At 71.3% G+C, this 22,023-nt stretch carries 22 protein-coding genes; 16 read left to right on the top strand and 6 right to left on the bottom strand.

The window, feature by feature from the left end:
* Positions 1-24: 24 nt before the first annotated feature.
* The 5 genes from FLW16_RS13295 (at position 25) to FLW16_RS13275 (ending at position 6,972) form a co-directional block, all read left to right on the top strand.
* Positions 25-1,296: a zinc metalloprotease gene (locus FLW16_RS13295; protein WP_260615224.1), complete on the top strand. Its 1,272-nt coding sequence runs from the start codon at positions 25-27 to the stop codon at positions 1,294-1,296.
* A gap of 150 nt (positions 1,297-1,446) precedes the next feature.
* Positions 1,447-2,346, top strand: coding sequence for a hypothetical protein (locus FLW16_RS13290; protein ID WP_142560311.1), 900 nt, complete (start codon positions 1,447-1,449; stop codon positions 2,344-2,346).
* 1,120 nt (positions 2,347-3,466) lie between these two features.
* Positions 3,467-3,952, top strand: a complete 486-nt coding sequence (locus FLW16_RS13285; protein WP_142560310.1) for a hypothetical protein — start codon at positions 3,467-3,469, stop codon at positions 3,950-3,952.
* A gap of 403 nt (positions 3,953-4,355) precedes the next feature.
* Positions 4,356-4,901 carry a hypothetical protein gene (locus FLW16_RS13280; RefSeq protein ID WP_142560309.1) on the top strand — a complete coding sequence of 182 codons (546 nt, stop codon included), beginning with the start codon at positions 4,356-4,358 and terminating at the stop codon, positions 4,899-4,901.
* A 313-nt stretch (positions 4,902-5,214) separates the two neighbouring features.
* Positions 5,215-6,972 carry a DEAD/DEAH box helicase gene (locus tag FLW16_RS13275; protein WP_142560308.1) on the top strand — a complete coding sequence of 586 codons (1,758 nt, stop codon included), beginning with the start codon at positions 5,215-5,217 and terminating at the stop codon, positions 6,970-6,972.
* Positions 6,973-7,060: 88 nt separating this feature from the next.
* On the opposite strand, the gene FLW16_RS13270 is transcribed toward FLW16_RS13275, so the two are convergent.
* From FLW16_RS13270 to FLW16_RS13255, 4 genes are all read right to left on the bottom strand, one after another.
* Positions 7,061-7,843, bottom strand: a complete 783-nt coding sequence (locus tag FLW16_RS13270; protein ID WP_142560307.1) for a hypothetical protein — start codon at positions 7,841-7,843, stop codon at positions 7,061-7,063.
* 247 nt (positions 7,844-8,090) lie between these two features.
* Positions 8,091-8,759 (bottom strand): hypothetical protein, encoded by a 669-nt coding sequence (locus tag FLW16_RS13265; RefSeq protein WP_142560306.1) that lies wholly within the window; start codon positions 8,757-8,759, stop codon positions 8,091-8,093.
* A 114-nt stretch (positions 8,760-8,873) separates the two neighbouring features.
* Entirely contained in the window at positions 8,874-9,446 is a 573-nt protein-coding gene (locus FLW16_RS13260) for a nicotinamidase (protein WP_142560305.1), read from the bottom strand.
* A 64-nt stretch (positions 9,447-9,510) separates the two neighbouring features.
* Positions 9,511-10,788: a nicotinate phosphoribosyltransferase gene (locus FLW16_RS13255; protein ID WP_142560409.1), complete on the bottom strand. Its 1,278-nt coding sequence runs from the start codon at positions 10,786-10,788 to the stop codon at positions 9,511-9,513.
* Positions 10,789-10,833: 45 nt separating this feature from the next.
* Here FLW16_RS13255 and clpS point away from each other — a divergent pair, with 45 nt between their 5' ends.
* The 5 genes from clpS (at position 10,834) to FLW16_RS13230 (ending at position 13,558) form a co-directional block, all read left to right on the top strand.
* Complete coding sequence (clpS, locus tag FLW16_RS13250; protein ID WP_142560304.1) at positions 10,834-11,121, top strand: ATP-dependent Clp protease adapter ClpS; 288 nt, start codon at positions 10,834-10,836, stop codon at positions 11,119-11,121.
* A complete protein-coding gene (locus tag FLW16_RS13245; RefSeq protein ID WP_142560303.1) occupies positions 11,121-11,645 on the top strand; it encodes a DUF2017 domain-containing protein in 525 nt (174 codons plus the stop codon). The genes clpS and FLW16_RS13245 overlap by 1 nt, the downstream gene beginning before the upstream one ends.
* A gap of 10 nt (positions 11,646-11,655) precedes the next feature.
* A complete protein-coding gene (locus FLW16_RS13240) occupies positions 11,656-12,072 on the top strand; it encodes a Mov34/MPN/PAD-1 family protein (RefSeq protein WP_142560302.1) in 417 nt (138 codons plus the stop codon).
* Between the two features lie 259 nt (positions 12,073-12,331).
* Positions 12,332-12,610, top strand: coding sequence for a MoaD/ThiS family protein (locus tag FLW16_RS13235; RefSeq protein WP_142560301.1), 279 nt, complete (start codon positions 12,332-12,334; stop codon positions 12,608-12,610).
* Entirely contained in the window at positions 12,611-13,558 is a 948-nt protein-coding gene (locus FLW16_RS13230) for a PLP-dependent cysteine synthase family protein (protein ID WP_142560300.1), read from the top strand.
* 87 nt (positions 13,559-13,645) lie between these two features.
* On the opposite strand, the gene FLW16_RS13225 is transcribed toward FLW16_RS13230, so the two are convergent.
* A complete protein-coding gene (locus FLW16_RS13225; protein WP_142560299.1) occupies positions 13,646-15,262 on the bottom strand; it encodes a DUF3352 domain-containing protein in 1,617 nt (538 codons plus the stop codon).
* Positions 15,263-15,467: 205 nt separating this feature from the next.
* Between FLW16_RS13225 and FLW16_RS13220 the strand changes: the two genes are divergently transcribed.
* Positions 15,468-16,262, top strand: a complete 795-nt coding sequence (locus tag FLW16_RS13220) for a thioesterase family protein (RefSeq protein ID WP_142560298.1) — start codon at positions 15,468-15,470, stop codon at positions 16,260-16,262.
* A gap of 79 nt (positions 16,263-16,341) precedes the next feature.
* Here the strand turns inward: FLW16_RS13220 and FLW16_RS13215 are convergent, their stop codons facing one another.
* Positions 16,342-16,968, bottom strand: coding sequence for a hypothetical protein (locus tag FLW16_RS13215; protein WP_142560297.1), 627 nt, complete (start codon positions 16,966-16,968; stop codon positions 16,342-16,344).
* 242 nt (positions 16,969-17,210) lie between these two features.
* Here FLW16_RS13215 and murI point away from each other — a divergent pair, with 242 nt between their 5' ends.
* The 5 genes from murI to FLW16_RS13190 are packed head-to-tail and all read left to right on the top strand — an operon-like array spanning position 17,211 to position 21,990.
* Positions 17,211-18,053, top strand: a complete 843-nt coding sequence (murI, locus tag FLW16_RS13210; RefSeq protein WP_142560296.1) for a glutamate racemase — start codon at positions 17,211-17,213, stop codon at positions 18,051-18,053.
* On the top strand, positions 18,050-18,802 hold the full coding sequence (locus FLW16_RS13205; RefSeq protein ID WP_142560295.1) for an MBL fold metallo-hydrolase: 753 nt from the start codon (positions 18,050-18,052) through the stop codon (positions 18,800-18,802). Before murI ends, FLW16_RS13205 begins: the two co-directional genes overlap by 4 nt.
* Before the next feature lie 5 nt (positions 18,803-18,807).
* Positions 18,808-19,524 carry a ribonuclease PH gene (gene rph, locus FLW16_RS13200; RefSeq protein ID WP_139575923.1) on the top strand — a complete coding sequence of 239 codons (717 nt, stop codon included), beginning with the start codon at positions 18,808-18,810 and terminating at the stop codon, positions 19,522-19,524.
* A gap of 19 nt (positions 19,525-19,543) precedes the next feature.
* Positions 19,544-20,146, top strand: coding sequence for an RdgB/HAM1 family non-canonical purine NTP pyrophosphatase (gene rdgB / locus FLW16_RS13195; RefSeq protein WP_142560294.1), 603 nt, complete (start codon positions 19,544-19,546; stop codon positions 20,144-20,146).
* Positions 20,147-20,193: 47 nt separating this feature from the next.
* Positions 20,194-21,990, top strand: coding sequence for a molybdopterin-dependent oxidoreductase (locus FLW16_RS13190; RefSeq protein ID WP_312847136.1), 1,797 nt, complete (start codon positions 20,194-20,196; stop codon positions 21,988-21,990).
* Positions 21,991-22,023 lie beyond the last annotated feature (33 nt).

Below are 22,023 nucleotides of genomic sequence, written 5' to 3'. Positions count from 1 at the left end.
TGACCAGCCGTATCGGGGGAACGAATGGTTCGGCGACCCATCGCCGTCTTCCTTGCATGCCTTTACGCGCTGGGCGGCGTCTGCGCCGCCCCGGCGTCCGCCGCCTCCCGGGCGACCGGTGGTCTCACCGGCGCCGGACTGCGCGGATCGCCGGCCTCCCGGCCGGACGCCTGCATCGCCCGCCACGCCGTTCCGCAGCGCCGGCACGGCGTGGGCGCGCTCACGCACGCCCTGGAGCCGCGTGAGCCGGGACCGGACGAGGTCGCCAGGATGGCGGCCGACCTGGCCCGCAGGCTCGGCACGGCCCGGCCGGGAGAAGGCGCCCAGCCGGGAGAAACCGCGCAGCCGGGTGGCGCGGCGCCACCGGTGGTCGCAACGCCACCGGGTGACACCGCGCGGGCGGCGAGCGGTGCGAACGACCGGCGGAGCGTTTCCGAGGCCGTCGAGCGGATCACCGTCCCGGTGTGGGTGCACATCATCAGGGACCACGCGCTCGGCCTGCCCGACGCCGCCGTCTCCCGGCAGATCGCCGTGCTCAACACCGCCTATTCCGGCGGCTACGGCGGGGCCGACACCGGCGTCCGCTTCGAGCTCAAGGGCATCACGCACACCGACAACCGGAGCTGGTTCCGCGACCCCCTCGGCTACGAGGAGCCGATGAAGAAGAAGCTGCGCGTCGGGGGCCCCGAGACGCTCAACCTGTACATCGCGCAGCTGAGCCGGCTCGTGCTCGGCTACTCCACCTATCCGTACTGGTACGACGACGAGCCCGTGCTGGACGGCGTGGTGATCGACTGGCGGAGCGTCCCCGGCGGCCCGCTGCGCGACTTCGCCAGAGGCTTCACGGCCGTGCACGAGATCGGCCACTGGCTGGGCCTGCTGCACACCTTCGAGAACGGCTGCAAGGCCCCGGGCGACTCGGTGGACGACACTCCCGCCGAGGCGTACCCGACGAACGGCTGCCCCTCCAAGAAGGACACCTGCCCCGCCTCGGGTGGCGACCCGCTGCACAACTTCATGGACTACGCCCAGGACCGCTGCATGCGCGAGTTCACCGCGGGCCAGGGCGTACGCGTCCACCAGATGTGGGACGCCTATCGCCGCCCGGCGCCGCAGGGAGCCGACCCGGGGCTGCAGAAGGCCGCCGCGGGGCTCCAGGGGGCCGCCGCGGACGGTGCGGACGGCGCGGACGGCATCACGAACGACCCTGTGCGGAGCCTCGCCGCGCAGGGCCCTGCGGGCTCGGCCGACGACGTACAGGGCGATGAGGAATCGCCGGGAGGAACAGGGCGATGACGAATCGGCCGGAGCCGTTGACGTCGCGGCGCGGGTGTGAGTAACTCCACAGCAGCGTTCATGGTCACGAAGCTTCGCGCCCGGCCCTGAGCGCCGAGTCGCTCGCCGGTTCCGTCCCACGCGCCCGGCCAGGCCGCCCGGGGAGGCTTTGTGGATGACCAGTGGATGCGCCGGGTCTGGCCCCCCGCCGAGGAGGAGCCCCCGCCGTCCAAAGAGGGCCCCACCCGCCCGTACGGCGCCCCGGGCGGGTCGCCGCGGTCGTCCACTCCGCCCGCGTCCCCCCAGTGGCCCACACGGCCGTACGGCGGCCGTGAGCCGGACCGGAACGCCGCAGAGGAGAGCATCACCGGTCTGTACGGCGCGCCGGTCGCCGAACGGCGCCAGGCCGACCGCCCGGCCTGGCCCTCGCTGGGCCTGGAGTCCCCGGAGCCCGAGGACGACCTGCCCCCTTCGGCCCGCCGTTACCGTGCGCCCGAGACGCCTCCCCGCCCGATGCCGCGGTGGCTGCGGCGCCTTCTCGTCGGCGGTCTCGCGCTGGTCTGCTCGGCCGCCGTCATCGGCGCGGTGGTGGTCACGGTCCTGCATCGGGCCGAGAGCGCGCCACCCACGGTGATCCACGACCAGATCGCCGGGGTCTCCTACACGTTGCCGCCGGAGTGGCGGGAGGGCGTGGTCGCGCCCGTGACCGGCTTCACCTCCGTCGCCGCGCGCGGGGACAGCGCCACGGTCATGGCCCGCTCCGGCGACCGGGTGGACCCGCCCAACCTGCGCTCGGCCGTCATCGACCTGAGCGATCTCTACGCGCAGCTGCTGCTGCACGGCGACAAGGTCGAGGTGCTGGACGACCGCGCGGTGACCGTCGGCGGGCGGCCGGGTCACACCCGGGCCGTACGCGCCGAGTACACCGACGTGGTGAACGAGCCCGCCTTCATGCGGGTGACCCTGCTGACCCGGCCTGACGGCGGCAGCACGGTCCTGCTCGGGCTGGCCCATCCCGACCGTCCCCAGTCGCGCGCCGAGATCGAGGGCCTGATGTGGGGAGCCCGCTGATCCCCCGCCGTACGGGAGTGGATCGGACGACTCGGGACAACGCCGGGCGACGGCATGCCACGGCATGCCACGGCCTCCCGGAGGTCATCGCTGATCGAAGGGGCTGCCTCCGGGAGGCCGTGGGTTCATACCGGCAGAAGGGTTGACGCGGTTCCCCGCCGTAGATGCGGTCCGGTCCATGACGACCCGCACGACGAGTTCACGACGTCGTCCGATCGGCCGACCGGTTCTCGGCCGGCGTGCCACCGCGAGTCGCGGTGGCTGGTGATGGTGTGGTTCACCGAGCGGGCCGGTTGGCGAATCCGGCGGCTCCGGATGCCCCACTGCCGCCCGACGCGGTGGGAACGTCGGCGGGACCGAACGATCGGCTGCCGGATGTGGTGGGTCCGAACCCTCCGGGGCCGGGCGCTGGGGTGGGAACGTCGGCTGGTCCGAACGATCCGGGGCCGGCCAGCAGTGTGGTCGGTTCTGGTTCTCCGACGACGCTGATCGGCGCGCCGTCTCGGCGATTGTGCGTCTGCTGCGCCGCGACGGCGGGCAGGGCGGTCAGGGGCACCAGGCCGGCCGCCACGACCGCCGCTGCCAGGACTGACCGGCTGCGCGTCTCCCTTCGCGGGTTCTCTGTCATGTCTGCGATCCAACGCGTGAACAGCATGTGGGCCTCCTATCGAGATGGCGATCCTGTTCTATGTCGCATGGCCGCAATGGTGTTCATTCGCCACGCCGGGATGGCCGCTCCTGGCCGAGAGCTTGATTTGCTCGTGGCGGGTGTCACGGTCACACCGGCAAAGCCGGGCGTATATGAACGGCTCCGGCAGTCGACAGGAAGCGTCGTGAATCGCCACACAAAGGCGACGACGCGGGCGGGCGTGGAAAGATTTATAGAAAGTGGTCGGCTTTGAACTAGGCGTACCTTATGTTTGCCGTGCACCGAAAGGTGTCTCAGTGCCTCCGTTCCCGTGGAGAGGTAGCTTCGGGGCTGCATCGCTCGAAAACGCGGTGACCCGGAAAGTCCAATTCTCGTCATTGGGAGGGAAATCAATTGATTTCTCGTAGGAGCACTTCGGTTTCAGGCCCGCACACCGTCGGTCGCCTCCTTACCTGGGCCGCCGCGACGACGGTGGCCGGCGCGCTTGTGGGACTGTCGGCTCCGCTGGCCGCCAGTGCCGACACCGCGACGACGAGGCCTGCCACCGACGGCCGGTTCAGCGTGCCGGCGTCGGCGCCGCTTCACGGCAACGGGAACGATCCGAAGCGCGAGAAGGAGCCGATCCGGTGGCTCGACGCCACCATCGTCTCGCGGGGCATGCCGGACGGCCCGGTCAACTTCGCCGTGTCCGCCAACAACGGAGCCCCGTTCGTCTTCGACCCGCGTAGCGAGCCGCTCGGCTGGCAGAGCCTGCGGCGCGTGCCGGGCAGCCGGGGAGCCTTCGTGACCAACATCACCGCGACCGAGGACGCCGGTTCGGCGACCGGCGGGACCCTCGCGATCGTCGCGAGGACGTCCGACAGCAACATCTTCTTCACGATCTGCAACGTGAGGAACGCTCTTCCGCAGGCGCCCGCGCCCCTGCCGTGCAGCCCCTGGCAGCGTCTGCGCAACTGACGGCGGACAGGGCGAATTCGCGACCACCGACCGGCGGCCCGCAGGAGTCGAAATCTCCTGCGGGCCGCCTGCGGTTATTTCCGATAATGGCTGGTAAGTCGGTCCGCATCTTCGTCTCCTGTTCCGGTGACTGCGGGCAGGCGTGCGAACCTTCGCTTCAGCGGCCGATCTGGCGGTGTCCGGCCGTGCTCGCCGAAACGGCTTTGAGATAGACGTGACATCTGTTTGCCGGTATCCGATAAGTGGCTCGCTGCCCGCGTTTCCCTGGACGGGTATCTTCGATGTCGCATCGCACGAAAACGCGGTGACCCGGAAAGACCAATTCTCACCATGGGGGGAAATCAAATTGATTTCTCGTAGGAGCAGCTCGGCTTCTGGTTCGCGTGGCGCCGGTCGCCTGCTGATGTGGTCCGCCGCGGCGGTGGTGACCTGCGCGACGGTTGGGCTGGCGGGCTCGATCGCGGCGAGCGCCACCACGACGAAGACCGCCCCCGCCACGCAGCCGACGACGAGCCCGAAGAGCGGGGAGAAGAACCCGATTCCCTACCCGCGCCTCGACTCGGCGAACATCATCACAAGGTTCGCCGTGCCGGCGTTCACCGCAACCGCCGTCAACCCGCTCACCTCGAGCACCTTCACAGGGTCGGCGCGCAGGGGCCGCGTGTTCGTCAACGACGGCACAGGCTGGGCCGACCTCACCTCGGTGTTCAGCCCGGGATACCTGTACGACATCACGCTGGCTCCCTCGCCGAGCACCGGTTTCACGCCCAACGGCACCACCGTTCTTTCCACCCTCGCGGCGAGCGGCATTCCGGCAGGGCGGCTGCGGGTCACCGTGCGGAAGGCCGACGGAGGCATCTACTACTCGGACTGCAGCGTCGCGAGCACAAGCGGTGCCTCGACCCTTCCGCTGACCGCCGCCGACTGCACGAGGGCGACGCGCCTGTGACGTCGAGCGCGGCCGGCTAGACGATGTCGGGGCGGGACTCGCGGATGCCGGACGGCTCCGCAAGGGTCCCGCCCCGATCGTTCGTGAGAGGAGCGCGCCGATGCACGGTCTCGGGCGGCGGCTCGGCCGGTACGGAGCGGACCGCTGCCCCCGGCGCCGGATCCGATGCTGTGGGGATTGCCACACCGGGCTATTTCGGACCACCCTGCGTGTGGGCGGCACGTCTTGTCGGTCGGGCGGGCTAGTCTGAATCCACTGTGAGGGAGCGAACCGATAGAGACACCAGTGTTCCGATGAGTTCGGGGAGGCGTCGTTGAGCGTTTCGGCCGCGTCCCACCTCTCCCCGTCCTACCCCGACAGAGCCGCCTGGGGCACCGCCCCGAAGCTGCGCGCATGGCAGCAGCAGGCCTTCGACCTCTACTTCAGCCGTGAGCCGCGCGACTTCCTGACCGTCGCCACCCCCGGCGCCGGCAAGACGACGTACGCGCTGCGGATCGCCAGCGAGCTGCTCAGCCGCGGGGTCGTGCGCGCGCTGACGATCGTCACCCCCACCGAGCACCTCAAGCGGCAGTGGGCCGACGCCGCGGCCCGGGTCGGGATCAGCATCGACCCCGAGTTCAAGAACAGCCAGGGCGCCACCTCGCGCGACTACGTCGGGGTCGCGGTCACCTACGCGCAGATCGCGATGCACCCGGCGCTGCACCGGGCCCGCACCGAGGCGCGCAAGACCCTGGTGATCTTCGACGAGATCCACCACGCCGGCGACGCGAAGTCGTGGGGCGACGGCGTCCGCGAGGCGTTCGAGCCCGCGACCAGACGACTCGCGCTGACCGGCACGCCCTTCCGGTCCGACGACAGCCCGATCCCGTTCGTCACCTACGTCGAGGACGGCGAGGGGGCGATGCGGAGCGTCTCCGACTACTCCTACGGATACGGCCCGGCCCTGGCCGACAACGTCGTCCGGCCGGTCATCTTCCTGGCGTACTCGGGAGAGATGAAGTGGCGCACGCGCGCGGGCGACGAGATCGCCGCCACCCTCGGCACGCCGCTGACCAAGGACCAGCTCTCGCAGGCGTGGCGGGCCGCCCTCGACCCCAAGGGCGACTGGATCCGCCAGGTCATCCACGCGGCCGACCGCCGCCTCACCGAGGTGCGGCGGGGCGTCCCCGACGCGGGCGGGCTGGTCATCGCCTCCGACCACGAGTCGGCCCGCGCCTACGCCCGGCACATCCGCACGGTGACCGGGGAAGGGGCCGAGGTCGTGCTCTCCGACGACCCGGGCGCCTCCAAGAAGATCAAGGACTTCGCCGCCTCCGACCGGCGCTGGCTGGTCGCGGTCCGGATGGTCTCCGAAGGCGTCGACATTCCCCGGCTGTGCGTCGGGGTCTACGCCACGAGCACCTCGACTCCGCTGTTCTTCGCGCAGGCCGTCGGGCGCTTCGTCCGTGCCCGCAAGCGGGGGGAGACCGCGTCGGTGTTCCTGCCCTCGGTGCCCGTCCTGATGGGCCTCGCGGGCGAGATGGAGGCCGAGCGCGACCACATTCTGGGCCGCCGCCGCGACGAGGACGGCCTCGACGACCTGCTGCTCGAACAGGCCCAGCAGGAGAAGAAGCAGCCCGACGCCCTCGGCGACGAGCTGCCCTTCCAGACGCTGGAGGCGTCCGCGACCTTCGACCGGGTGCTGTTCGACGGCGGCGAGTTCGGCACCGCCGCCGCGCCCGGCTCACCCGAGGAGGAGGACTTCATCGGCCTGCCCGGCCTGCTGGAGCCCGACCAGGTGGCCTCACTGCTGCGCAAGCGCCAGGCCGACCAGCAGGCGGCCAAGCGCAAGACCAAGAAGGGGAGCGAGGACAGCGCCCCCGCCCTCGCGCCGCACGAGCAGCTCGCCGAGCTCCGCAAGGAGCTGAACGGCCTCGTCGGCGCGTGGAACCACCGCACCGGCCAGCCGCACGGCGTCATCCACGCCGAGCTGCGCCGCGCCTGCGGCGGCCCCGCCATCGCCCAGGCCACCGCCGAGCAGGTCCGCGAGCGCATCGCGATGATCCGCAAGTGGGCCACCCAGCGCAGGTGACGACACGCCCCGCGTCCCCGGCCCGACGGGCGGCCACCGGTTCGCCCGCGGCGCTCCGGAGTCCGGTTCGGGCCGGGGAGCGCGTCGATCAGGCGGACCGCTCCACCGGTCCGTCCTCGGCAGGCTCCGCCCGGTGGCGCTCCGGAGGATTGACGAGGTTGCTCATCCGGACGTGGGCGTACAGGTCCTCCAACCGGGTCAGGACCGAGTTGAACATCGTCTTGTTGAACTCGGCGCTCCTGCCCATGTGGCCGGCCATGGCGTCGACTCGATCCGTCAGCGTGGTCAACTGATCGTTCACCGCGTCGACCCGGGTGGTGAGGCCGTCGACCCGCCCGGTAAGGGTCTCGGCCTGGCCGGTGAGTCCGGCGACATGGGTGGTGAGTGTGTCGACGCGGCCGGTGAGCACGTTGACCTGTCCGGTCAGCGTGTCGAGCCGGTTCGTGAGTGTGTCCACGCGTGTGGTGAGGCCGTCGACCCGCCCGGTCAGCGTCTCGACCTGTCCGCCGAGCGTCTCGACTTGTCCGGTGAGGGTGTCGACCTGGCCGGTGAGTCCGGCGACATGGGTGGTGAGTGTGTCGACCCGATTGCTGAGTTCGTCGATGCGGCCGTCCAGGCGCGCGATCTCGTGGTCCAACCGGTCGAATCGGCGGTTGGCGGCGGCCATCTGGCCCTTGAGGACGCCGATGTCCGTTCTTGTCTGCTCGCCGATCTGCTCGACCCGGGTGAGTCGCTCGCTTATCGCGTCAATCTTGACCCAGATCATCTGCTGCGCGTCATAGGCGCGTATCGTCGCCTCCAGACGGTTGCTCTTACCGAGATCCACCACTTCTTGCTCCAGGAGTTCGACGCGTTCCTTGAGCGTCAGCATGTTGTCCTCCGATGCTGTCTGGCAGCGTAGCTCGCCGACGGGGATTGGGGGGCACCCGGAGGAATTGCTATCAGCTCGGAAGCATTACCGGAGGGTGGGCAGGAAACGCCGGCTCGGCATCAGGTGTGAGGGTTTTCCATTCCGGTGTGAAGAACTCGCCGCCAAGTGTGCGCCTGTTGCCTCATGTGTCGGAAATTTTCGATATTCGTGGTAGGTGTTTTTTCCACTCGATGGTCGATGAACGACCTCACGAGGTGCGGGAGCGCAACGGGATCTTGTCGCCGGTGTGACCGTTGATCGCCACGTAACGCCGGTGGTGCCGGGTGGCCGGGGCGAGCCGGAGGCTGAGGGAGGCCATGCCCTGCTCCACGCGTACGGGAACGTTGTGCGCTCCCTCGTGCCGCCTCGCCTCGGCGCCCTCGCGCACCCAGATGCGCAGCCGGTGCCCGGCCTGGTGGACGGCCACCGTCGCCGTGTCGCACTGCGCGGGCGACGCGGGCCAGTAGACCGTGAGTCCGTGCAGGGCCCTGCCGTGGAACGACAGCCGTACGGCCTCGGGGGTGGGGACGCGGGAATCGCAGGAGGCAGGGCCGCCCTGTGCCTGCGACTGTGCGGGAGACGGTACCGGAGACGGTGTCGCGGTCGCCGCCGCTCGAGGGGGCTGCGCGGCCTGGACGCCTGCCGTCCGGTCGGCGCCGGCGCGTGGGTCGCGTGCGGCGACGGTCTGGGCGGGGACCCGCGCGGACTCCTGGCCGAATCCGACGACCATCGTGACCGCCTGCAGGGCCGCCAGCGTCAGCGCGCCCGTGACGCGGAGCACGCCCCGGTGGCCGCGGCCGAAGAGCAGCCAGATGCAGACCGGGGTCAGGACGAGCCAGGTGAGGCCGAGCAGGAACGCGAACATCGGGGCCGCCAATCCACGAAGGGTCGTCGCTCTAGGTAATACACCCGTGACGCTTCGTGGTGAAGACATTGACGTCCGATCCGGCGCGTGTCCCGGCTCGGCCGCCCGGGTCGCCGGATTCGCGGATCAGGAGCGGAGGACGGGCTCCCCGGTGAGCTCCACCCCGGCCTCGGCGAGGCGGGCGAGCGCCGACTCGGTCGTCTCCCTGGCCACGCCGGCCGTCAGGTCCAGCAGGACCCGTACGGCGAAGCCGCCGGCCGCCGCGTCGACGGCGGTGGCCCGGACGCAGTGGTCGGTGGCGATGCCGACGACGTCGACGGCCTCCACGCCGCGCTCGCGCAGCCACGCGGCCAGGCCCACGCCGTCGGCGGTGGCGCCCTCGAACCCGCTGTAGGCCGCCTGCCGCGCGCCCTTGCTGAAGACCTCCTCGACCTTCGCGGTGTCGAAGGCCGGGTGGAAGTCGGCGCCGGAAGTGCCGACCACGCAGTGCGGCGGCCAGGAGTCCACGAAGTCGGGCTCGGCCGCGAAATGGGCTCCGGGATCAACGTGGTAGTCGCGGGTGGCGACCACGTGGTCGTACGCGTGCTCGTGGACGTGCCGGCTGATCGCGGCGGCCACCTCGGCGCCGCCGCCGACCGGCAGGCTGCCGCCCTCGCAGAAGTCGTTCTGCACGTCCACGACGACGAGCGCGGTCTTCATGGGGTCACCTCACAGTGGCGATCACGGAGGACCGGCGTCGTCCTCATGCGCCGGTCCCCCGCGATCACTTGAAGATAGTAGGGACTGCGGGGTCTCCGGGGGAGAGGCTGCACGCTTCCAGTGGCAACTCGGCCAAAGTCGCCCGGTGGCGGTCGCGGGCGGCCTTCAGGCTCTCGCGCTCGACGACCTTGCCGTCCCGCACGAGTTCGGCCAGCAGCGGGCGGTCCTCCGTCTCCACCGGCTCCCGGGTGACGACCTCGGCGATCGCGGTGCCGCCGCTTGTCCTGCGGTAGGCCCACTTGCGCCCGCCGACGCTGGGCTTGCCGACGGACGCCTTGGCGACCGGCTGGAGCCGTCCCGTGTGGTCCTCCCGGGCGACGAGCTTGTAGACGAGGCTTGCCGTCGGATGGCCGGAACCCGTGGACAGGGCGGTGCCGACGCCGTAGGCGTCCACCGGCGCCGCGGCCAGCGCCGCGATCGCGAACTCGTCCAGGTCGCTGGTGACGACGATCCGGGTGCGGCTCGCGCCCAGCTCGTCGAGCAGGCGGCGCACCTCCACCGCCACCACCGCCAGGTCGCCGGAGTCGATGCGCACGGCGCCGAGGTCGGGCCCGGCCAGCTCCACCGCGGTCCGTACGGCCTTCGCCACGTCGTAGGTGTCCACGAGCAGGGTGGTGCCGAGCCCGAGGGAGTCGAGCTGGGCCCGGAAGGCCTCCTCCTCCGAGTCGTGCAGGAGGGTGAACGCGTGGGCGGCGGTGCCGGCGGTCGGCACGCCGTACAGGTGGCCGGCCATGAGGTTGGAGGTGGAGGCGAAGCCGCACAGGTGGGCGGCCCTGGCGGCGGCGACCGCGGCGTACTCGTGGGTGCGGCGCGAGCCCATCTCGATGAGCGGCCGGTCGCCGGCGGCCTGGGCCATCCGGGAGGCGGCCGCCGCGATCGCGCAGTCGTGGTTGAGTATCGACAGGGCCACGGTCTCCAGCAGCACGGCCTCGGCGAACGTCCCCTCCACCACCATGATCGGTGAGCCGGGGAAGAACGCCTCGCCCTCGCGGTAGCCGTACACGTTGCCCGAGAAGCGGTAGCCGGCGAGGAACTCGCCTGTGGGCTCGTCCACGATCCCGGAGGAGCACAGGAACTCGATGTCCTGCTCCTCGAAGCGGAAGTCCTCGAGCGCGTCGAGGAACCGCCCGGTGCCGGCCACCACCCCGTAGCGCCGTCCCCCCGGCAGCCGCCGGGCGAACACCTCGAAGACCGCCCGCCGGTGGGCCGCGCCACTGGCGAGCGCGGCCTGGAGCATCGTCAGTTCGTACTGGTCGGTCAGCAGGGCCGTGCCCGTGGTCATGCGCACGTGTCGAAGACTACGACGGTCGTGGTGCAGGATGGGTACGTGGGTAGCACAGCTCCAACCGAGGTCGAGCGTCCGTCGTCGGACGTGCGGCCCGATCTGCCGTGGCTCACGATCGTGTGGAACGACCCGGTCAACCTGATGTCGTACGTCACGTACGTCTTCCAGACCGTGTTCGGCTATCCCCGTGAGAAGGCCGAGAAGCTGATGATGGACGTCCACCACAAGGGCAGGGCCGTCGTCGCCAGCGGCACCCGGGAGGAGATGGAGCGGGACGTGCAGATCCTCCATTCCTACGGCCTCTGGGCGACCGTCCAGCAGGACAAATGATGAGCACGGGATTCCGGGCGACGCGCGACGGGGTGACCGTCCAGCTCGACGCGGGCGAGGTGTCGATCCTGCGCTCGCTGGTGTCGCAGGTGCTCGGCCTGGTCGAGCCGGGGACCACCGGTGACGACCCGCTGGAGCGCGCCCTGGGCATCGGCTCGGCGGCCCCGCCGGCCGACCCCGTGCTCGCGCGGCTGTTCCCCTCGGCGTACGCCGACGACGAGGACGCGGCGCAGGAGTTCCGGCGCTACACGGAGGCGACGCTGCGCGACGGCAAGCGCGCCGACGCGACCACGCTGCTGGAGACGGCGGCGCCGGGCAGCCTGACGCTGACGGCGGAGCAGGGGCAGGCGTGGCTGCGGGCGATCAACGACGTCCGCCTCGCGCTGGGCGTGCGGCTGGAGGTCACCGAGGAGGTCCACGAGGAGATCGCCTCGATGTCCGAGGACGACCCCCGCTATCCGGCGTTCGTGACCTACGACTGGCTGACGTACCTGCAGGACACCCTTGTCAGGGCGCTTTGGTAGGTTTCCCAGCATGCTGACGATCTCACGCGAGCTGGTCGACAAGATCGTGGCCCATGCCCGGGCCGACCACCCCGACGAGGCGTGCGGCGTCGTGGCCGGGCCCGCCGGGTCCGACCGTCCCGAGCGGTTCGTCCCCATGGAGAACGCCGAGCGCTCCCCGACGTTCTACCGGTTCGACTCCATGGAGCAGTTCCGCGTGTGGCGGGAGATGGACGACCGCGACGAGGTGCCTGTCGTGATCTACCACTCCCACACCGCCACCGAGGCGTACCCCTCCCGTACGGACATCAGCTACGCCTCCGAGCCCGACGCCCACTATGTGCTGGTGTCGACCGCCTCCGAGGAGGAGACGCCCTTCCGGTCCTACCGGATCGTGGACGGCGTCGTGACCGAGGAGGAAGTCAAGATCGTAGAGTCGTACGGTTAAACTTGAACCATGGCTAACGATGACGCTCGTCCCGTGTCGTCACCGGCTGTCCTGTCGCGCCGGGTACGCCCGGAATCTCCTGTTCAGGCGTTCCTCTTCGCGCACACGCCGTCTGTCGTCGTCTACGACTGTCGCTGAATCCGGCCGCCTGCCCGGCGCCGGGGAAGAAGACCGCTGGAATCGCCGCCCGCCTGCCCCTGTTCAGAGCAGGTGGACGCCCACCATAACGACGACCACTGATCAAGGAGATTGAGCCGACATGGCCATCGAGGTCCGCATTCCTACCATTCTCCGCAGCTACACCGATGGCGCCAAGGCGGTCAACGCCAAGGGATCGACCCTCGAAGAGCTGATCGGCGACCTGGAGTCGCGCCACCCCGGTCTGAAGGACCGCCTGGTGGACGACTCGGGGCTGCGCCGCTTCGTCAACGTCTACCTCAACGACGAGGACGTACGTTTCCTCGGCGGGCTCGGCACCCCCGTCGCCGACGGCGACACCGTGACCGTGCTCCCGGCCGTCGCGGGCGGAGCGCGCTAGATGCGCTTCGACTCGTTGATCGACTCGGTCGGGCGCACCCCGCTGGTGGGTCTGCCCCGGCTCTCGCCGTCCCCCGACGTACGGGTCTGGGCGAAGCTGGAGGACCGCAACCCGACCGGGTCGGTCAAGGACCGGCCGGCGCTGTGGATGATCGAGCAGGCCGAGAAGGACGGGCTGCTCACGCCGGGCTGCACGATCCTGGAGCCGACCTCCGGCAACACCGGCATCTCGCTGGCGATGTCGGCCCGGCTCAAGGGCTACAAGCTGATCTGCGTCATGCCGGAGAACACCTCCGAGGAGCGCCGCCAGCTGCTGCGCATGTGGGGCGCCGAGATCATCTCATCGCCGGCCGCGGGCGGCTCCAACGAGGCCGTGCGGGTGGCCAAGGGCCTCGCGGCCGAGCATCCCGACTGGGTGATGCTCTACCAGTACGGCAACCCCGCCAACTGGCGTTCCCACTACGAGTCGACCGGGCCGGAGATCCTCGCGGACCTGCCGACCGTGACCCACTTCGTCGCCGGGCTCGGCACGACCGGCACCCTCATGGGCGTCGGCCGCTACCTGCGCGAGCACGTGCCTGACGTGAAGATCGTGGCCGCCGAGCCCCGGTACGGCGAGCTGGTCTACGGCCTGCGCAACGTGGACGAGGGTTTCGTGCCCGAGCTGTACGACGCGTCCGTGCTGACCACGCGCTACTCCGTGACCTCGGCCGACGCGCTGCGCCGGACGCGTGAGCTGCTGGCCGCGGAAGGCATCTTCGCGGGCATCTCGACGGGCTGCGCCCTGCACGCGGCCCTCGGCATGGCCCGCAAGGCCGTCCAGGCGGGAGAGCGGGCCGACATCGTGTTCATCGTGGCCGACGGCGGCTGGAAATACCTGTCCACCGGGGCCTACGAGGGAACTCTCGACGAGGCGGAGGACCGCCTCGAAGGCCAGCTCTGGGCCTGATCGCCGAAAGGCGACCGGCTCACCCCGCCCGCTCCGGCAGGGTGGGCCGGAGATCCGGTTCGGGCGGGATGAGCCGGAGTATGGGGATCAGTTGAACACGACACGGAGTGTGAAGGTCGAGCCGTCCTCGCCGTGGGTGCCGCTCAGGCCGACCGCCCGCAGCTTCTCGGCGTCGGCGCGCGCCTGGCCGTTCAGGCCGTCCAGGTAAAGCTTCTCCAGCCGGTCAAGGTCGGCGTACACGGCGTAGGTGGCGTTCGCGGCGTCCGGGACGGCCAGGCGGAACGTCTCGCTCTCGCCGAGCGTGCCGCCGCCGTTGAGCGCGTCGGCGTACTCCTGGGTGCTCGCGATCACGAACCGCCCTTCGCCCTCTGCGGTGGCGATGTCGGCCGGCCTCTCCATGCCGTTCAGGTGGCCCTTGACCCGGTCCACCAGGTCGCGCGCCTTGGCGGTGTCCGTCGTGAGCACGGCGCCCACCCGGGGCTGCGCGCCGTCGAGGTCCCGCTCGTCCACAGCGAGCGTGAGGGTGCGGCCCAGCAGCGTCGCGAGGTCGTCCGGCAGGGACAGGCCGTACTGCGTCCGCGCCTCGTCGAGGGCCTGCCTGACCGTCTCGCCGCCCGAGCCGCTCGCACTCTGTTCGATGGACGGCCACTGCTCCCGCAGCAGGTCACCCAGCCCGGAGATCGAGGCCGCCGCGACCGTGGAGGCGGGCAGCTCGCCGATCTTCACCGGCTCGGGGCGGCCCGACGCGGCCGTCCCGCCGCGGGTGATCCCGGCCAGCTCGGCGTAGTCGCCGGAGAACCGGAGGGCGCCGGCGAACCGCATGCCCCTGATCTGCTGCAGCACGGGCGTCGCGGCGACCTCGCTCCAGCCGGCGTCGGCGACCTTCTCCACGTCCATCCAGAACGACAGCACGCCCTGCTCGCCCAGCGCGTCGAGGTCGGCGGCGAAGCGCGGCTCGCCGGACAGCGGCGCCGCCTTGACGTACTCGTCGGCCAGCTTCTGGCTCATGGCGATGACGGCGTACCCCTCGCGGAACGCCAGGCCGCCCTTCCCGTCGCCGAGGCCCATCTTGGCGATGCCGGCCCGGGCCGCCGCCTCGTCCTTCACCTGTACGGCGAGCGCCCCGACGGGGTCGCCGCCGCCGTCGGCGGGGAGCACGGCGAGGCCGACGCGGTCGCCGAGCCAGGGCTCGACGTCCCTGGCGTAGTCGACCTTCGAGAGGTCCGGCTCGTCCTTCTGCAGCGCGGTGACGAGGGCCTTGCGCGGGTCGTCCCCGCCGAAGGAGTCGCGGGTGGCCGAGAACTTGCGGGCGATGCCGAACAACGCGAGCTTCTGCCCGGCCGACGGGTCGAGGTCGAGCCGGACGTAGGCCATCGCGTTCGCGGGCAGCACGTCCTGCGGTTGCGCGCCGCCTCCGCTCAGCTTCGAGGCGGCCCACACGCCGCCGCCGCCGACCACCCCGACGAGCACGGCGGCCACCAGCGCGAGGATCCAGCCGCGCCCCCGGCGGCCCCGGTCCGGGGGAGGCGCCGGCGGGCCGGGCACGGTGGCGGAGCCGATCTCCTCCGGCTCCGTCCAGGACGGCAGCCGCACGGTGTGCGCCTCGTTCGCGGCGGCGCGGGGAATGCGATAGGCGACGGTGCGGTCGAGGTCGGGTTCGTCACCCGGCTGCCAGGGGCTCGGGGTGTGCGGGGAGGGGGACATGGGGCTCACTCACATGCGTCGTCGTCAGGTACGCCGTGACGCTAGGCCCGGCCGGTAGCGACGCGCTTGCAGCCCGCTGAACGGTGAGCGCAGCGCGAGCCCGTTGCCGGTCGGTGCCGGCTCTCCGCGAGCCACCGCGCGGTCCGCCGGAGCGCCACGCTAGAGTAATGAGCAGAACAATATTCGGTAGAGCGGCGAGGGGCGCATGACCAAGTTCGACGAGGCGACGCAGGCCATCCGGGTCGACGACACCACCTATGACGTGTGTCTCGATGACGGATACTCCATCGGAGGGCCGCTGAACGGCGGCTACCTCATGGCCACGATCCTGCGCGCCGTGGTGGACGCCTCGCCGCACGCGCACCCCGTCTCCACGAGCGCCCAGTTCCTGCGGGTGGCCCGGCCCGGCCCGGCCAGGGTGCTGCTCGAGCCGCTCAAGACGGGCCGTACGGCGGCGATGACCCGGGCGCGGCTCGTCCAGGACGGCCAGCCGTTCATCGAGACGCTCGTCACGACCGCGACGCTGGACGGGGAGGCGACCCCCGACTGGGCGGACGGCCCGTCCGCCGTCATGCCGGACCTGACGGACTGCGTGCGCCTGCCCGAACCCAAGCCCGAGTCGAACATGAACTTCAGCGCCCAGATGGAGCTCGCGTTCGACCCGCCCACGATCGGCTGGCTCACCGGCGCGCCGACCGGACGGCCCGAGTCGCGGGCGTACTTCCGGCTGGCCGAGCCGCAGGACCCCGACCCGTACGTGCTGGCGCTGGCGGTGGACGCGCTGCCGCCGGTCGTGTTCTCGGCGGGGGCGCGGGGATGGGCCCCGACGGTGGAGCTGACCTGGCACCTGCGGGCCCTGCCCGCGCCGGGATGGCTGACCCTGATCGGCGGCGGACGGCTGATCAGCGACGGCTGGTTCGACGAGGAGGTCGAGGTGTGGGACTCGGTGGGCCGGCTGGTCGCCCAGTCCCGCCAGATCGCGCGTCTGGGCCGCGGCTAGATCCCCGCCCGGCGGCACCTGGCCATGGTCCTGCGAAAACGACGGCAGCGACACCTGGGACACCTTGCTCGGTACCGGTTCACAGCACCCTGCCACGCCTGGCGGCGCGGGCGTAGTCGAGCAGGGATACGCCGATTGCCGGCCGCTGACGCAGGAACTCCTCGATGATGCTCTCGACCACGTCCGAGTAGGTGATGTGCCAGTGCCCCAGCCCGTGCAGAGCGCTCTCGACGCAGGCGACGTTCTCACTGGACAGCGTGTCACGCATGACCGCGAGCAGCACCTCGTCGATCCTGCGCGCGACGGGGTCACCCGGCCTGCCCCAGGTGGGAAAAACGTCCCACCACATGTAGCAGATGCTGTTCAGGGGATTTTCCACTGAGTAGCCGTTATCGCCGTGACTCAACGCGTTCTGACACAGAGGTTCGAACAACTGGGCGTACAACTGCCTGATCGCGGCGGCGCACCGGACTCGCAGGTTCTCGGGCACGGACGGGTTGTACAGCTCGCGGAACAGCTCGGAGTCGCTCGCAAGGAACCAGAGGCCATCCGCGATCTGCTGGGTCGGGTACGTCTCCGCCACCCGACCGGCAGCGGTGAGGAATTCCGTCAGTGAGAGCACGCTGTCGAGGGGATCGTCCAGGAAGTCGCCGCCGTCCCGCAGGGCGAACAAGCGCTGAGTCCACGCTTCGAGATCGATTGCCATCCCCGGACTGTCTCACCCCACCGGGGGCATGCATAGGTGCCGGCGGTGCCTGCGCCCACGGTGGCGAGGATCAGCTGCTTCGCAAGCGATCCGCAGCCACGTAACCCCGCTGAAAGCGGTCCGACGTACACCAAAGGTGGCATCCGCTCCCAGAGAGGCCGAGGAGAAGACCGCGTCCCCCCGCCGTCCGGCGCGCGGTGTGAGCATTCTTACCGTCAGCGGCGGGGATCGGTCCCCTAACCTTGGGAAGCGTGCCGCAGGACAACACCCGGGCGATCGGGATCTTTGACAGCGGGGTGGGCGGCCTGACCGTCGCCCGGGCGATCATCGACCAGCTGCCCCACGAATCGATCTTCTATGTGGCCGACACGGCCCACCAGCCGTACGGGCCCAAGAGCATCGCCGAGCTCCGCGCGTACGCGCTGGAGGTCATGGACCACCTGGTCGAGCACGACGTGAAGATGCTGGTCATCGCCTGCAACAGCGCGAGCTCGGCCGTGCTCAGGGACGCCAGGGAGCGCTACGACGTCCCGGTCGTCGAGGTGATCCAGCCCGCCACCCGGCGGGCCGTGCGGGCCACGAGGAACGGCAGGGTCGGCGTGATCGCCACGCGGGCCACCATCGAGTCGATGGCCTACCACGACGCCTTCGCCGCCGCCCCCGACGTCGAGCTGGTCGCGGTGGCCGCCCCCCTGCTCGTGGAGTTCGTCGAACGGGGCGAGACGATGAGCGAGGAGCTCATCGAGGTGGTCAGGGGCTACCTCAAGCCGATCCAGGACGCGGGCTGCGACACGCTCATCCTCGGCTGCACGCACTACCCGCTGCTCACCGGCGCCCTGTCGTACGTCGCCGGGGACGGGGTCACGCTGGTGTCCAGCGCCGAGGAGACGGCCAAGGACGTCTACCGCACCCTGCACGACCGCGGGCTGTCCAACGGCGCGGGCGAGCCGAGTCACCGCTTCCGGGCGACCGGCGACACCGAGCTGTTCGAACGGCTCGGGCAGCGCTTCCTCGGTCCCGAGCTCCAGTCGGTGGAGCGGACCGCCTCCGGCATCGGCGACGTCAGCGTAGGGAGTTCGCGATGAAGTTGACGATCATCGGGTGCTCGGGCAGCTTCCCCGGCCCCGACAGCCCGTCCTCCTGCTACCTGCTGGAGGCCGAGGGCTTCCGGCTGCTGCTCGACTTCGGCAACGGTTCGCTGGGCGCGCTGCAGCGGCACGCCGGGCTCTACGACGTCGACGCCATCCTCCTGTCCCACCTGCACGCCGACCACTGCCTCGACCTGTGCGCCTACCACGTCGTGCGCACCTACACCCCGGACGGACCGTTGCCGAAGGTGCCCGTCCACGCCCCCGCCGACGCCTCCAGGCGGCTCAACGCGGCGTACGCGATGCCGGACGAGCCCGTGCTGGAGAACTCCTTCGACTTCGTACGGCTGGCGCCCGGCACCCGGCACGTCGGCCCGTTCGAGGTGACGGCCGCCCCGATGAACCACCCGGTGGAGACCTACGGCTTCCGCGTCACCCACCAGGGCCGTTCCGTCGCGTACTCGGCGGACACCGGCGAGTCGGCCGAGCTGGTCAAGCTGGCCCACGAGGCCGACGTGCTGCTGTGCGAGGCGTCCTTCCTCGACGAGCCGGGCCTGACCCCCGGCCTTCACCTGAGCGGCAGGCAGGCGGCCGAGCACGCCGCCCGCGCCGAGGCCGGCGCGCTCGTCCTCACCCATCTCGTCCCCTGGTACGACAAGTCCCGCATCCTCGAGGACGCCTCGCGCGGCGGCTTCGCCGGCCCGATGGAGTTGGCGCGGAGCGGGGCCGTGTATGACCTAGGGTGACCCGTATGGCTCGTTCACACGGTCGTCGTTCCGACCAGCTTCGCCCCGTGACCATCACCCGGAACTGGCTCGCCCACGCGGAGGGTTCCGTACTGGTGGAGTTCGGGGGCACCAGGGTGCTGTGCGCCGCGACGGTGGAAAGCGGCGTGCCCCGCTGGCGCAAGGGCAGCGGTCTCGGCTGGGTGACGGCCGAGTACGCCATGCTGCCCCGGTCGACCAACACGCGCAACGACCGAGAGTCGGTCCGCGGCAAGATCGGCGGGCGCACCCACGAGATCTCCCGGCTGATCGGCAGGTCCCTGCGGGCCTGTGTCGACTACAAGGCACTGGGGGAGAACTCCGTCCTGCTCGACTGCGACGTGCTGCAGGCCGACGGCGGCACCCGCACCGCCGCCATCACCGGCGCGTACGTCGCCCTCGCCGACGCGATCGCCTGGATGCGGCAGCGCCGGATGTGCCCCGGCGACCCGCTGGTGAACTCGGTCGCCGCCGTCTCGGTCGGCGTCGTCGGCACCGAGCCGATGCTCGACCTCGACTACAGCGAGGACGTCAAGGCCGAGACCGACATGAACGTGGTGATGACCGGCAGGGGCGACTACGTCGAGGTGCAGGGCACCGCCGAGGGCACGCCGTTCGACCGGACGGCGCTCAACGGACTGCTCGACCTCGCCGCGGCCGGCTGCGCGGAGCTCACCCGCCTGCAGGCCGAGGCCCTCGCCTGATCCACGGGAGAACAACAGCATGAACAAGGTGGTTCTGGCCACCCGGAACACCGGGAAGATCGTCGAACTGCGCCGGATCCTCGCCGACGCCGGTGTGCCGGTAGAACTCGTCGGCCTGGAGGCGTTCCCGCACATCGGCGACGTGGCGGAGACCGGGCTCACGTTCGCGGAGAACGCGCTGCTCAAGGCGCACGCGGTCGCCTCGCAGAGCGGCCTGCCCGCCATCGCCGACGACTCCGGCCTGTGCGTCGAGGCGCTGAACGGCATGCCCGGCATCTTCTCCGCCCGCTGGTCGGGCCGCCATGGCGACGACGACGCCAACCTCGACCTGCTGCTCGCGCAGATCGCCGACGTGCCGGACGGCCGCCGCCAGGCGCACTTCGCCTGCACGGCCGCGCTCGCGCTGCCGACGGGGGAGGAGCACGTGGTGGAGGGGGCCGTGCACGGCCACCTCATCCGCGAACGGCGCGGCACGGGCGGCTTCGGCTACGACCCGATCTTCGTGCCCGACGGCGACACCCGCACGACGTCCGAGATGTCGGCCGAGGAGAAGGACGCGATCAGCCACCGGGGCAAGGCGTTCCGGGCGATCGCCCCGGTGATCGCCGAGGTCGTCTCGTAATACCGCCGTAAGACCCCCGGCGGGCCGGCGGGCGTAGCGTTCGGAACGTGAACGCAGCAGGCACCCGCATGCCCGCCTGGGCGGCCGCGCTGACCGGCCTCGTCGCCGGTGCGGTGGCGCTCGGGGCGGCCCAGATCGTCGCCGGTCTGATCGACCCCGGCGCCGCGCCGGTCGTCGCCGTGGGCGGCACGATGGTCGACGCCACGCCCGCCGCCCTCAAGGAATGGGCGATCCGCACCTTCGGCTCCAACGACAAGCCGGTCCTGCTCGGCGGCATCGTCGTCGTGCTCGCTCTCGTCGCCGCCGGTTTCGGCCTGCTCGCCCGCCGCCGGACGGCGTACGGCACGCTGGGCCTGGCCGTGTTCGGACTTGTCGGCGCCGCCGCGGCGCTGTCCCGGCCGGACGCGGGGGTGGCGCACGTCCTGCCCTCGATCGCGGGCGCCGCGGCCGGCGCGTGGACGCTGTCGCGCCTGACGCGCCGCGCCATGAGCAGCGGCGAGGAAGAGTACGTGGCCGTCAGCCGGGCCGCCGACCACGCCGCGGGCGGCAGGGTCCTGGCGGCGCCCGCGCCGGCAGAGCGCACGAGGGCAGAGAGCACGAGGGCAGAGAGCACGAGGGCAGAGAGCACGAGGGTCGCGGGCGTGGGGGAGGAGAGCCGTGCGGCGGAGTCCGGTCTCGACGCGCCCGCCGCCCCGCCGCCCGCCCTGCCGCCCGCCCTGCCGGCCGTCATGCGGCCGGGCGCGGGCGCGGGTTCGGACTCCGCGCCGTACGCCTTCGACCGGCGCAGGCTCCTGACCGGGGCGGCCGCCGGGGTCGCGGTGGCGGGCGTCGCCGGGCTCGGCGGATGGCTGCTGTCGGGCACCAAGGACGCCGAACTGGCCCGGCGCGGCGTGGCCAGGATGCTGCCGCGCGCGGCCCGTCCGGCCGTGCCGATCCCCGCCGGGGCGGACCTGCGGATTCCCGGTCTCTCGCCGTTCGTCACGCCCAACGCGGATTTCTACCGTGTGGACACCGCACTCGTCGTGCCGTCGGTGGACCCGGCCCGATGGACGTTGAAGATCCACGGGCTGGTGGACAGGCCGGTCGAGCTGACCTTCGCCGACCTGCTCAGGCGCCCTCTCATGGAGGCGGACGTCACGCTGACCTGTGTGTCCAACGAGGTCGGCGGGCCGTACATCGGCAACGCCCGCTGGCTCGGCGCCCGGCTCGCCGACGTGCTGCGCGAGGCCGGGATCCGCCGCGAGGCCGACATGCTGCTCAGCGTCTCCCAGGACGGCTGGACCTGCGGCACACCGGTCGACGTGGTCATGGACGGCCGCGACGCGCTGCTCGCCGTCGCCATGAACGGTGAGGTGCTCCCGGAAGCCCACGGCTTCCCGGTCCGCCAGGTCGTGCCCGGACTGTACGGATACGTGTCGGCGACGAAGTGGGTCACCGAGATCAGGGTCACCCGGTTCGACCGGGAGGAGGCCTACTGGACGCCGCGCGGCTGGGCCCCCCGGGGCCCGATCAAGACCCAGTCCAGGATCGACCTGCCCCGTGACGGGGACGAGGTCACGGCGGGCCGTACGACCGTGGCGGGCGTGGCCTGGGCGCAGCACCGCGGCGTCGACGCGGTCGAGGTGCAGACGGACGGCGGCGCGTGGCGGCAGGCGAGGCTCGCCGACGTCCCCGGCCCCGACACCTGGCGGCAGTGGTCGCTCGACCTGGACCTGACCCCCGGCCGGCACACGATCTCCGTGCGGGCCACCGACGCGACCGGCTACACCCAGACCGCGGACGAGGCCCCGCCCGCCCCCGACGGCGCCACCGGCTTCCACACCGTCACCGTCACGGCCCGCTGACCGCACCCCGCGCGGTCCCCCGGTGGAGAGCGG

This window comes from Microbispora sp. KK1-11 (assembly GCF_006874435.1).
In the GTDB taxonomy this organism is placed as follows: Bacteria; Actinomycetota; Actinomycetes; order Streptosporangiales; family Streptosporangiaceae; genus Microbispora; species Microbispora catharanthi.
This window is presented reverse-complemented; position numbering and strand designations above follow the sequence as displayed.

Coding starts and splice junctions, on each gene's coding strand:
- FLW16_RS13295 (WP_260615224.1), top strand. CDS start 25: ATGGTTCGGCGACCCATCGCCGTCTTCCTTGCATGCCTTTACGCGCTG.
- FLW16_RS13280 (WP_142560309.1), top strand. CDS start 4,356: ATGTGGTCCGCCGCGGCGGTGGTGACCTGCGCGACGGTTGGGCTGGCG.
- FLW16_RS13270 (WP_142560307.1), bottom strand. CDS start 7,843: ATGCTGACGCTCAAGGAACGCGTCGAACTCCTGGAGCAAGAAGTGGTG.
- FLW16_RS13260 (WP_142560305.1), bottom strand. CDS start 9,446: ATGAAGACCGCGCTCGTCGTCGTGGACGTGCAGAACGACTTCTGCGAG.
- FLW16_RS13255 (WP_142560409.1), bottom strand. CDS start 10,788: ATGACCACGGGCACGGCCCTGCTGACCGACCAGTACGAACTGACGATG.
- FLW16_RS13245 (WP_142560303.1), top strand. CDS start 11,121: ATGAGCACGGGATTCCGGGCGACGCGCGACGGGGTGACCGTCCAGCTC.
- FLW16_RS13240 (WP_142560302.1), top strand. CDS start 11,656: ATGCTGACGATCTCACGCGAGCTGGTCGACAAGATCGTGGCCCATGCC.
- FLW16_RS13235 (WP_142560301.1), top strand. CDS start 12,332: ATGGCCATCGAGGTCCGCATTCCTACCATTCTCCGCAGCTACACCGAT.
- FLW16_RS13230 (WP_142560300.1), top strand. CDS start 12,611: ATGCGCTTCGACTCGTTGATCGACTCGGTCGGGCGCACCCCGCTGGTG.
- FLW16_RS13225 (WP_142560299.1), bottom strand. CDS start 15,262: ATGTCCCCCTCCCCGCACACCCCGAGCCCCTGGCAGCCGGGTGACGAA.
- FLW16_RS13220 (WP_142560298.1), top strand. CDS start 15,468: ATGACCAAGTTCGACGAGGCGACGCAGGCCATCCGGGTCGACGACACC.
- FLW16_RS13215 (WP_142560297.1), bottom strand. CDS start 16,968: ATGGCAATCGATCTCGAAGCGTGGACTCAGCGCTTGTTCGCCCTGCGG.
- FLW16_RS13205 (WP_142560295.1), top strand. CDS start 18,050: ATGAAGTTGACGATCATCGGGTGCTCGGGCAGCTTCCCCGGCCCCGAC.
- rph (WP_139575923.1), top strand. CDS start 18,808: ATGGCTCGTTCACACGGTCGTCGTTCCGACCAGCTTCGCCCCGTGACC.
- rdgB (WP_142560294.1), top strand. CDS start 19,544: ATGAACAAGGTGGTTCTGGCCACCCGGAACACCGGGAAGATCGTCGAA.